We start from the raw sequence: 10,616 nt of genomic DNA, 5'->3' as shown, positions 1-10,616 counted from the left end.
GTTCTTGCAACGCTAGTGGTTAGCGAAAGCAGCGATGGGGGCGCAATCTCCCCCCTTGCGGGGGAGATGCCCGGCAGGGCAGAGGGGGGTGGGAAGGATCGCAAGCTTCGCCCCTTTGGCCAGCAGTCCCTCACTCCGTCCACTTCACCTTGGTCAGGTCGTTGGCCTGGATCGGTGCATTCTCCCAAAAACCCTCGAGCTTGGCGTCCCAGACGCCGGCTTTCGGCAGTTCGTAGAGGAAGCCGACCACCGCATCGTCGGCCAGTATCTTCTGCGCTTCGCCGAGCAGCGTCATGCGCTTGGCCTCATCGGAGGTGAGGTTCAGATCGGCGATGATCGTGTCAAAGGTCGGATTGTCGTAGTTGAAGTAATAATCCTTGCGCGAATAGATATCGATGTCGTTGGGCTCGGTGTGGGAGACGATGGTCAGGTCGTAGTCCTTCTTGGTGAAGACCTGATCCAGCCACTGCGCCCATTCCACGGGCACGATCTGCAGATCAATGCCGACGTCACGAAGCTGCGAGGCTATGATCTCGCCGCCAAGCCGCGCATAGGGGGGCGGCGGCAGCTTCAGCGTCGCCTTGAAGCCGTTCTCCAGGCCGGCTTCCTTCAGCAGTTCCCTGGCCTTCTCGACATTGTGCGGATAGAGGCCGGTGAGGTCGACATAGGCCTTGCTCGCGGGCGACATATGCGAGCCGATCGGCACGCCGAGGCCGGCCGAGGCGCCGTCGATGATCGCCTTGCGGTCGAGCGCAAACGAAATCGCTTGCCTGACCTCAAGCTTGTCGAGAGGCGGCTTCTTGTTGTTCATCGAAAGGATGGTTTCGCCCTCGGTCGCGCCGATCACCACTTTGAAGCGTGGGTCGCCCTGAACCTGGGCGACGCCGTCGAGATCGGGGAAGAAGGGAAAGGCCTGGACGTCGCCGGAAAGCAATGCCGGCACAGCGGCAGCGGCATCGGGAACGATGCGGAACTCTGCCTTGTCGAGGGACACTGGAGCACCCCAGTAAGTGTCCGACTTGATCAGCGTGATCGACGAGCCCTTGGCCCAACTCTGGAACTTGAACGGGCCGGTGCCAACCGGCTTTTCCTTGTTGGTGTCGGCTGTCTCAGGTGCGACGATGACCGCGTCGCCCCAGCCCATATTGTAGAGGAAAGAACTTTGCGGGTTCTTCAGCGTGACCTTGACCGTCGCCGGATCGACCACCTCGACCGTATCGATGGCGGCGAACAGGCCCTTTTGTGCATTGACGGAGTTGTCGGCACGGGCGCGGTCGAGCGAGAATTTCACGTCGTCGGCGTTGAAGTCGGTGCCGTCATGGAATTTCACGCCGGTATGCAGCTTGAACGTGTAGGCCTTGCCGTCATCGGAAATGGACCAGCTTTCGGCGAGATCCGGCAGCACCTCGCCGTTCGGGCCGATGCGGGTCAGCCCCTCGAACACGTTGGCGTAAAGCACTTCGTCGATCGCCGCCGCCGCACCCGCGGTCGGATCGAGATGCGGAGGCTCGAGCGTAATGCCGATGACCAGATCGGTCCGCGCCGCAAATGCCGATGTCCCGGCAGCCAGCACCAGGGCCGCGGCGGCGAGAATGGTTTTCCACAATTTCATCGTGCAGCTCCCGATATGCTCAAAAAAATGCTCAAAACCCGGTTGATAGAAGCGTGATTTCGCCGAGGAGTAAATTGCGTTTCGTGCTTTCCGGCAGCGCCGGCAGGAATGTTTTTCCGTTGCCCGCCGACTCAGGCGATTGAAGCTTGCCCCGTAGCTGCCGGATTACCGTGCGCCCGCGCCCCTGAGCAGTATGTTCAGCCCGATCGCCATCACCTTGGTCGATTCGACCATGTCTGATATCCCGACCCATTCGTCGGGCCTATGGGCGAGGTCGAGGATGCCCGGCCCATAGGCAATGCAGTCGTAGATGTGGCCGATGCGGGCAATGTGCTTCTGGTCGTAAGTGCCGGGCGAAATCACATAGTCCGGCTCGCGGTCGAATATCTCCATGATGCCTTGCGCCACCGCCCTCACCACCGGCGCGTCGCGCTCGGTCATCAGCGGCAGCACCTCCATCAGGTCGCGGATTTCGTAGTCGAATTTTTTGCGCTCGCGTTTCAGCCGGTCGAGGATATCAGTCACCTCGCTTTTGACCGTGCCGAGATCCTCTTCGAGCAGGAAGCGGCGGTCGATGGTCAGCCGGCAGGAATCGGGCACGTTGGGCGAGGGCAGGCCGGGCCGGAAATCCTCCGTCTGGCCGCCATGGATCGAGTTGATATTCATGGTCGAGCGCTTTGCGCCGTCGGGCACGACCGGCATGCTTGTCACCTTGCGGTCGAGCGCCGGGAACAATTCGTCCTCGAAAGCCCTTAGCACGGCGCCCATATGGCGCACCGCATTGTCGCCGAGGAACGGCATCGAGCCGTGCGCGATCTCGCCCTTGGTCTCGATCTCCGCCCACCACACGCCGCGATGGCCAAGGCAGATGCGGTCCTTGTTCAGCGGCTCGGGGATGATGACATGGTCGACCTTCGGCTTGGAGAAGTAGCTGAGCTTTGCCAGATGGGCGACGCCGCCAAAGCCGCCGGACTCCTCGTCGACCGTGCCTGATATCTCGATGGCGCCGGGAAAGTCGGGGAAGACCTCCATGAAGGCCTCAGTGGCGATGATCGAGGCGGCCAAGCCCCCCTTCATGTCGCAGGCGCCGCGGCCATAGACCTTGCCATCCCTGACGATGCCGGCGAAGGGATCGAGGCTCCAGCCGTCACCGGCTTCGACCACGTCGATATGCGAGTTGAAATGCACGCAGGCGCCGGGCGAGCGGCCATCGAAGCGGGCGACGACATTGACGCGCGGGTAGCGGTCGGTGTCGCCGGGCGTGCCTTCGGCGCGGATGAATTCGACTTCGAAACCGTGCTTCTTCAACCGTGCTCCAACGTATTCGGCGCATGGCCGGTAGGCTTCGCCGGGCGGATTGATAGTCGGAAAGCGGATCAGGTCAGCGGTCAGTGCGACCAGGTCGTCGACCCGATCATCGACCGCTTTCAGGAGAAGTTCGTTCATTCGGTGAATTGAGCAGCCAATGACGCGCTTTGGCAAGTCTGTTGGCAGGTCGCGCCTTGGTTGCGTGTCGTTGCGGCAACTATTGCGGGAAATCGTTCAAATTCGCTGCTTTGGATTGGTGAATTCGTCAGAGGTGTGAGGTTACCTCATTTCACTTGCGATTAAAAAGATGAAGAATTGCGTGAAGGCAGGCAAGGGCAGTCAAAGGGGTTTGATCGCATGAAAAAAACAGTTCTCATGGCAGCTGCACTGGCAACGATGCTGTTCGGTTCTTCGGTGGAGGGCTGGGCAGCCAAGCTGGTTGCAAGGATCGACGTGTCATCGCAGACGATGACTGTAAGATACGGTCAGGCGGTTTACCGCTGGCGCGTGTCCACGGCGCGCCAAGGTTACATCACGCCGCGCGGCAGCTACCGGCCGCAACGGACCGCACGGATGTGGTATTCGCGCAAATACGACATGTCACCGATGCCTCATTCGGTGTTCTACCGCGGCGGCTACGCCATCCATGGCACGGGCGCGGTGAAGTCTCTCGGGCGCCCGGCGTCGCATGGCTGCGTGCGGCTGCACCCGGCCAATGCCGCCGCCTTCTATTCGATGGTGCGGCAAGCCGGCTTCGGCAACACACGGATCGTCGTGACCAACTAACTGTGGTTGGCTGCAAGCGAGCCGGAAAACCGAGGGTTCGCGGCTCCTACAAGAAGTCAGAGCGGGCGCTCGTGTGAAGCGACGACGGCTTTCCGCTCTGAACATCGGTGAAAGTGGGAGCACTATTTACGTGGGCGGGCTTTGGGCAGAATATGAGGCGTGGGAGGAAGCATTCGGAATCCCTGAATAAATGCGCCCGAACGGCTTCCGACCGTTGGTTGCAAGGGAGGAAAATCATGAAACGCATTTTCTCGCTCGCGGCGTGTGCCGCGGCGTTATCGCTCGGCGTATCGAACGCCTACGCACAATCGGGCGGCGTCGATAAGGCGGTCGGCGGCTACAGCTTCGAAGAAGCCGCAAAGGAGGCCCCCGGTACCAAGGACTTCCATTCGGCCGATGGTCACCTCACTTTCGCTATCGTGACACACACTGCCGGCAATGGCTTCTTCGATCCGGTCTACGTCGGCGCGACCGTCGCCGGCAACCTGATCGGCGCCAAGATCCTGCTGCTCGGCTCGGAATCGCCGACCGACGACCCTGCCCGCGAGATCGAAATCCTGAACCAGATCGTGCAGGATCCGACGATCGACGGGCTGATCATGACAACGCCCCAGGTCGGCGCCTATAACGACATCGTCAAGGCCGCCGAGGCGAAGGGCATACCAGTCGCCACGACCAATTCCTTTGACGGCACGATCCTCAACCGCAGCGGCATCGGCCACACCGGCCAGGACGCCTCCGCTGCCGCAATCGCCGGCGAGGCGCTCGTCAAGTGCCTCGCCGACAAGGGTATCGAGAAGGGTTCGATCGTCCTGCCGTCGTCGACCGCAATGGGCAACATCGAGGTGAACAATCGCGTCACTTCGGCTTTCAACGCCATCGTCAAGGGCTTGAAGGATGCCGGCAAGCTTGATGCCTTCAAGGTCGACGCGGGTCCGGAGAACACCGGTATCGACACCAATCCGAATGATCCGGTGAACGGCATCGTGACGCTGTTCGAATCGCGCGGCGACGTCGTTGGCGCGTTCGCCGGCAACAACGTGTTCACGCCGGCGCTTGCCAAGGCTGTCGCTCAGACCGGAATGACCGGCAAGATCTGCGCCTACGGTTTCGACCTCGGCCCGGCCCAGCAGGATGCGATGAAGAGCGGCGATCTGACCGGCGCGCTTGGGCAGCAGCCCTTCTTGCAGGGCTTCTGGCCGGTCATGCAGCTCTATCTGGAGATCGACCGCGGCATCGCGGCGGCCAACCTCGACACACGCGCCCAACTCGTGACGAAGGAGACCGTCGAGGACGTCGGCAAGCGCTTCGAGAACTGAGTCCGCTCGGAACGTCTGAAATCACTGCGGGAGGGCGCATGCTCTCCCGCAATGCAGCAGCAGGAAATCGACCAGAAGAGACCATGGCGCTTACCGCGACCACATCGCTCGGCCGTGCGCCGTCCCAGATTGTCGGCGGCTGGGAGGTGGGGCTCGTTGCCTTGCTTTTGCTGCTCTATCTCGGCGGCGCTCTCGTCAATCCCGCGTTCTTCGGGTCAACAGGGGCGTTTCACTCGCTGCTCCGCGACACCTCGCGGGTTGCCATCATCGCGGTCGGAGTGACCTTCGTCATCGTCAACAAGGACCTCGATCTTTCGGTCGGTTCAACTTACGGCCTAGTCGCCGTCGTCTTCGCCAGGCTGTTCGCGCCGAACTTCCTTGACCTCGGCGTCGTCACGTCGGTAATCCTCTGCGTCCTTCTCGGCACGCTGATCGGGCTGGTCAACGGCGTGCTCGTCACCATCTTGAAAGTGCCGGCGTTCATCGCCACTCTGACCGTCCTCTTCATCGGCCGCGGCTTCGTGCTGGCGCTCACTCACGGCCAGGCGATCTACTACCCTGCCAAGGCGACCGGCTATCCGGTTTTTTTTCACCTCGGCGAGACTAACCTCCTCGGCTTCAACAACCAGATCGTGATCTTCCTCGTTGTCGCCGTGATTGGCGCCTATGTGCTTGCCAAGACGCGCTGGGGCTACGAGACCTTCGCCACCGGCGGCAACGAGCAGGCGGCGTCCTATGCCGGCATCCCGACCAACTGGGTGCGCATCCGAGCCTACCTGATCTCCTCGCTCTGCGCGGCGCTTGCCGGACTGCTGTCGGCGGCCCAGGACAAGGGCGTGACGCCCCTCTACGGCGTCAGCGGTGAGCTGATCGTCATTGCCGCCGTGATCATCGGCGGTGCCTCGATCCTCGGCGGCCGCGGCCGGGTCGCTGGATCCTGCCTTGGCGCCCTGCTGGTGGTGCTGCTCGACAAGGTGTTGCGCGAGGGCTGGCCGATCACGCGCATCATCAAGATCGGCGACGAGGAGATCACGGTCAACGCCGTTTTCTCGCTACCGGTCGGCGCGGTGCCGGTGTTCCTCGGGCTGCTGCTCGTCGTTGCGGTGCTCATCGAGCCCTATCTCATCCGCCGCCAGGTGGCAGGGCGCCTCTGGGCCTGGCTCCGCAGCCGGCCGCCGCCACCGGCCTACGAGATCGGCGGCATCGCGATCGAGGGGGTGCAGACCAAGGGGGCGATGGCGGCCGACATGGCGCTGTCGGCCACCGGGTTCGGCAAGTTCCTCGCCCGGCGCGACGCGCTCGCCATCATCCTGACCGCGCTCCTGTGGCTGACCGGGCTCGCGCTCCGGCCGGACTACTGGTGGAACCTGTCCAACAGCTTCGCGATCTTGCTCAACTACACCGAGCTTGCGCTGATCACCATCGGGCTCACCTACGTCATCGCCGCCGGCGATATCGACCTCTCCGTCGGGGCGGTGCTCGCCCTCGCCGGCAGCACCGCCGCCTATTTCCTCAAGGTCCTTGGCGCCGACCCCGTGACCGCCGTGGCGATGGGCTTGCTCGCGGGCATGTGCGCCGGCCTTGTCAACGCGATCGTCACCGTCGGCTTCAAGCTGCCGGCCTTCATCGCCACGCTCGGCATGTTCTACATCGCCCGCGGCCTCGCCGCCTGGTTCGTCGCCGGGCAGCAGCTCACCGGCTGGCCCGAGGGCTACAACCTGCTTGGCCGCAAGGTGAACGACATCCTGCTGCACTACCGCATCTCACTGCCGGACGGGCTCCCGCGCTCGATCGCCGAGGTGGTGAGCGTCCAGACCATCTGGATGCTGTTCGTCGCCCTCATTGCCGGCGTCGTGCTCGCCTACATGCCGTTCGGGCAGAAGGTCTATGCGACCGGCGGCAACATTCGCGCCGCCGCTTATGCCGGGATCAACACCAACCGGGTGCGGTTCCTCGCGCTCATGCTGGCGGCGCTCTGCGCGACAATGGCCGGGATCATCAACGTCGCCTACTTCCGCAGCTTCAACCCGGTGGCTGGCCAGTTCCGCGAGCTCGACGCCATCGCATCGGTAATCATCGGCGGCGGTTCGATCTTCGGCGGCTACGGCACCGTGATCGGGGCGCTCGCAGGGGCGGCGGTGATCACCCTGATCCGGGCGCTGCTGCAGCTCAACGTCCAGGGCTTCGCCATGCCGCAGCACTGGATCAACGTCTTCATCGGCGGCATCCTGATCGTGGCGGTGCTGATTGACATCTGGGTGCGCCAGGCCAACATCTTCGGCCGCCTGCGGGCGCGCCTCGCGCGGCGCACAAGAACGGCGGAAACCACCCATGCGTGACGCGACGAGGCCTGCACCGATCGTAGAAATGCGGGGCATCGAAAAAGCCTTCGGTGCGGTGCAGGCGCTCCGCAACGTCGACCTCGTGCTCTATCCCGGCGAGATCCTGGGCCTCGTCGGCGACAACTCGGCCGGCAAGTCGACGCTGATGAAGATCCTGACCGGCGCCTACCAGCGCGACGCCGGCGGCGAGGTCTTCGTCGCCGGGCAGCCGGTGCACTTCAAGAGCCCGCACGAAAGCCGCGACGCCGGCATCGAGATGATCTACCAGGATTTCGCTCTTTGCGGGAATATGGATGTCGGTCAGAATATCTTTCTTGGCCGTTGGCCGCGCAGGGGCCTTTTCGTCAATCGGCGGAAAATGTACGCGGAAGCCGACAGCGTGCTGAAGCGGCTCAAGGTCGACGTGAACTCCGTCTATCAAAAGGTCGAGAGTCTGTCGGGCGGCCGCCAGCAATCTGTGGCGATTGCCCGCGCTATCTCCTTCCAGCCGCGCGTGGTGATCCTCGACGAGCCGACCGCCAATCTCTCGGTGATGGCGACCGAGCGGCTGCTCGAGACCATGCTGGAGCTGAAAAAGCAGGGCGTTGCCCAGATCATCATCTCCCACCGCCTCGTCGACATCTTCGCTGTGGGCGATCGCGTGATGGTGCTGAAGCGCGGCGAGAACGTCGGCGATCGCTACGTCAGGAACACCGACGAGCATGAGGTCCTGGAGATCATCGTCTCCGGCACGCGAGAGCACGCACTTACGGCCGATGAGGCGATCAAAACTTGAAACGAGCTGTCAGGCGACCAACGAGCGGTCGATGGCCAAAACAAAAAACCCGCCTCGGGAGCCGGGCGGGTCGCTGGCGCAAATCAGCACCATGCTCAAATCCGTCACAAAGCAATGTTGCGGCTTCTGCTCAGGCGGCTTTTCCGCGCTGTCTCGCTTGTTGACGCTTTCGGCGCCGGCCGCTGATCTCCCACCTTTTGTGGAACCACATCCACTGGCCGGGATCCTCGCGCACCCAGCGCTCGACCACGTCGTTGAGCAGCTGGGTGGTGCCGTGGACGTCGACGCTGCCGCCGGCAGTGCGTGGCAAGGTCAGTCTGTCCTCGATCTCGAGCCGGAAGCGGTTGCCCGGCAGGCGCACGCAGCGCGCCGGATAGACATCGCAGTCATAGTGGCGCGCCAGAGTGCCCAGAACCCGGTTGCTCTCGCAGGGGCGGCCGAAGAATGTCGTTTCGAGCCCGCCCGAGAATTTCTGGTCGACCAGCACGCCGATATTGCCGCCTTTCTCCAGGATGGCGGCAAGCGCGAAAGAAGCGCCGGTCGAGGAGGGCAGAAGCGATCCCATGGTCGAGCGGCGCGTCGAGAGGATGTAGTCGGCAAGGTAAGGGTTGTTGGGCGGGCGAAACAGCGCCGTGATGTTCATGCCGAAAGTGGCTGCAGCCACCGGAAGCAGCTCGAAATTGCCGAGATGCCCGGTGAAGATGATATGCGGTTTTTGCTCGCCAGCGATCTCGACGAAATGATCGACGCCGCGGACCTCGACGCGGCCCGGCTTCGTCGCTTTCGGGTCGTAATCGAAGAGCGCATCGAGAAAGATGTATTCCGCAGCGAGGCGAGCCATGTTGCCCCACATGTCGGACGCGATGGCCTGGATCTCGCTGTCGCTCTTTTCCGGATATGCCTTGCGCAGATTGGCGATGGCGACGTTGTGGCGCCCCACCCAGGGCCCAACGCGGCGGGCGACGCGGTCGGCGAAATTGAGCGCGCTGTCGACCGGCAGCAGACGTAGCACCCAGATCATCGTCATCGCGGCGCGCGCGAGCAGCCAATAGTTGAACTGGCGCAGACGCCTGCCATGGCGGAACGCCAGGTCCCTGCGGAGCTTCCTGAAGGCGTCGCCGATCATTCCTACGCCATGTCTTTAGGCAGCAACATCAGGGTCTAACCGACGCGCAGGATGATCTTGCCGAACACGTCGCGGCCTTCCATGCGCTTCAGCGCGGCCTCGATGTCGCCGAAGCCGACTTCGGTGTCGATAACCGGAGAAACCAGCCCCGCCGCCATTTTCTGCATGGCGTCGGCCATGTTTTCCATGCGGCAGCCGAAGGAGCCGAGCAGCTTCAGCTGCTGCTGGAACAATTGCATCAGATTGATCTGTGTCGACACGCCCGAGGTCGAGCCGCAGGTCACCAGGCGTCCGCCACGCTTCAGGCACAGCATCGAGGCGGCAAAGGTGTCGGCGCCGACATGCTCGAAGACGACATCGACGCCCTTCTTCTTCGTCAGCTTGCGCACCACGCCTTCGAAACGGTCCTCGCGATAATTGATGACATGGTCGGCGCCAAGCGCCTTGGCCTTGTCGATCTTATCGTTCGAGCCGACCGTGGTGATCACGGTGCAGCCCATTTTCTTCGCCAGCTGGATGGCGGCGGAGCCGATGCCCGAGCCGCCGGCATGGATGAGGATGGTTTCGCCGGGCTGCAGCCGGGCATTGTCGAACAGCATGTGCTCGACCGTGCCGAAGGTGACGGGCGCGACGGCCGCGCCGATATCCGTCACGCCGGGCGGGGCAGGGACCAGCAGGCGCGCCGGCAGGTTTATCTTCTCTTGCGCAAAGCCGTCGAGATGGAAGCCGTGAACGCCCGAGACATGCTCGCAGAGATTGTCGCGGCCTTCGCGGCAGGCGCGGCAAAGCCCGCAGGTGCGCGCGCCATAGATCGACACCAGCTGCCCCGGCACAAGGCTGGAGACGCCGGGGCCGACGGCCTCGACCTCGCCGGAGGCTTCGGCGCCGACGACAAGCGGCAGCTTGCGCTTGGCGAAGGCCATGCCGCGCCAGCCCCAGACGTCGATATGGTTGAGCGCCACGGCCTTGATGCGCAGTGTCACTTCGCCCAGCGCAGGCTGCGGCGGAGGCGGCAGGTCCACTGTTTCAAGGCGGCGGTCCTCGATAAGTTGCAATGCGCGCATTGGGCCTGTCGGTTCTGTTGAGCGGAAAGCGCTCGCTTAGACCGGTTCCCGCGCCATGACAAGGCAGGTGTTCTGGCCGCCGAAGCCGAAGGAGTTCGACAGCACCGTGCCAACCTCGGCGTTGCGCTTCGTGTTCGGCACCACGTCGAGCACGATCGCCGGATCGGGATTATCGTAATTGATGGTCGGCGGAATGGCGCTTTCGCGCATGGTCATCAGCGAAAACGCGGCCTCGACGGCGCCGGCAGCCGACAGCGTGTGCCCGATCATCGACTTGTTCGACG

The 10,616-nt window shown here is 63.2% G+C and carries 8 protein-coding genes and 1 pseudogene; 4 read left to right on the top strand and 5 right to left on the bottom strand.

What is annotated here, in order from left to right; translation table 11 throughout:
- Nucleotides 1-130: 130 nt before the first annotated feature.
- Nucleotides 131-1,612, bottom strand: coding sequence for an ABC transporter substrate-binding protein (locus E5W87_RS16980; protein WP_292399630.1), 1,482 nt, complete (start codon nt 1,610-1,612; stop codon nt 131-133).
- Nucleotides 1,613-1,777: 165 nt separating this feature from the next.
- On the bottom strand, nt 1,778-3,058 hold the full coding sequence (locus E5W87_RS16975) for an acetylornithine deacetylase/succinyl-diaminopimelate desuccinylase family protein (protein WP_292399627.1): 1,281 nt from the start codon (nt 3,056-3,058) through the stop codon (nt 1,778-1,780).
- A gap of 219 nt (nt 3,059-3,277) precedes the next feature.
- On the opposite strand from E5W87_RS16975, the gene E5W87_RS16970 reads away from it, so the two are divergent.
- The 4 genes from E5W87_RS16970 to E5W87_RS16955 all read left to right on the top strand — a co-directional run bounded on the left by E5W87_RS16970 (nt 3,278) and on the right by E5W87_RS16955 (nt 8,142).
- Entirely contained in the window at nt 3,278-3,706 is a 429-nt protein-coding gene (locus tag E5W87_RS16970; protein ID WP_292399624.1) for a L,D-transpeptidase, read from the top strand.
- 236 nt (nt 3,707-3,942) lie between these two features.
- Entirely contained in the window at nt 3,943-5,025 is a 1,083-nt protein-coding gene (locus E5W87_RS16965; protein WP_127204672.1) for a substrate-binding domain-containing protein, read from the top strand.
- An 83-nt stretch (nt 5,026-5,108) separates the two neighbouring features.
- On the top strand, nt 5,109-7,364 hold the full coding sequence (locus E5W87_RS16960; RefSeq protein ID WP_292399621.1) for an ABC transporter permease: 2,256 nt from the start codon (nt 5,109-5,111) through the stop codon (nt 7,362-7,364).
- Nucleotides 7,357-8,142 carry an ATP-binding cassette domain-containing protein gene (locus tag E5W87_RS16955; RefSeq protein WP_292399618.1) on the top strand — a complete coding sequence of 262 codons (786 nt, stop codon included), beginning with the start codon at nt 7,357-7,359 and terminating at the stop codon, nt 8,140-8,142. Before E5W87_RS16960 ends, E5W87_RS16955 begins: the two co-directional genes overlap by 8 nt.
- Before the next feature lie 130 nt (nt 8,143-8,272).
- On the opposite strand, the gene E5W87_RS16950 is transcribed toward E5W87_RS16955, so the two are convergent.
- The 3 genes and pseudogenes from E5W87_RS16950 to E5W87_RS16940 all read right to left on the bottom strand — a co-directional run.
- The gene (locus E5W87_RS16950; RefSeq protein WP_292399615.1) at nt 8,273-9,268 is read right to left on the bottom strand and encodes a lipid A biosynthesis lauroyl acyltransferase; all 996 of its coding nucleotides are present in this window, start codon (nt 9,266-9,268) and stop codon (nt 8,273-8,275) included.
- A gap of 35 nt (nt 9,269-9,303) precedes the next feature.
- Complete coding sequence (locus E5W87_RS16945) at nt 9,304-10,332, bottom strand: zinc-binding dehydrogenase (protein WP_126106142.1); 1,029 nt, start codon at nt 10,330-10,332, stop codon at nt 9,304-9,306.
- A gap of 36 nt (nt 10,333-10,368) precedes the next feature.
- A pseudogene (locus tag E5W87_RS16940) lies at nt 10,369-10,616 on the bottom strand (beta-ketoacyl-ACP synthase); the annotation flags it as partial.

The sequence above is a fragment of the Mesorhizobium sp. genome, from assembly GCF_004962925.1.
Classification (GTDB): Bacteria; Pseudomonadota; Alphaproteobacteria; order Rhizobiales; family Rhizobiaceae; genus Mesorhizobium.
This window is presented reverse-complemented; position numbering and strand designations above follow the sequence as displayed.

What these genes read in the sequence shown, in the direction of transcription:
- E5W87_RS16980 (WP_292399630.1), bottom strand. Translation starts at nt 1,612, where the DNA reads ATGAAATTGTGGAAAACCATTCTCGCCGCCGCGGCCCTGGTGCTGGCT.
- E5W87_RS16975 (WP_292399627.1), bottom strand. Translation starts at nt 3,058, where the DNA reads ATGAACGAACTTCTCCTGAAAGCGGTCGATGATCGGGTCGACGACCTG.
- E5W87_RS16970 (WP_292399624.1), top strand. Translation starts at nt 3,278, where the DNA reads ATGAAAAAAACAGTTCTCATGGCAGCTGCACTGGCAACGATGCTGTTC.
- E5W87_RS16965 (WP_127204672.1), top strand. Translation starts at nt 3,943, where the DNA reads ATGAAACGCATTTTCTCGCTCGCGGCGTGTGCCGCGGCGTTATCGCTC.
- E5W87_RS16960 (WP_292399621.1), top strand. Translation starts at nt 5,109, where the DNA reads ATGGCGCTTACCGCGACCACATCGCTCGGCCGTGCGCCGTCCCAGATT.
- E5W87_RS16955 (WP_292399618.1), top strand. Translation starts at nt 7,357, where the DNA reads ATGCGTGACGCGACGAGGCCTGCACCGATCGTAGAAATGCGGGGCATC.
- E5W87_RS16950 (WP_292399615.1), bottom strand. Translation starts at nt 9,268, where the DNA reads ATGATCGGCGACGCCTTCAGGAAGCTCCGCAGGGACCTGGCGTTCCGC.
- E5W87_RS16945 (WP_126106142.1), bottom strand. Translation starts at nt 10,332, where the DNA reads ATGCGCGCATTGCAACTTATCGAGGACCGCCGCCTTGAAACAGTGGAC.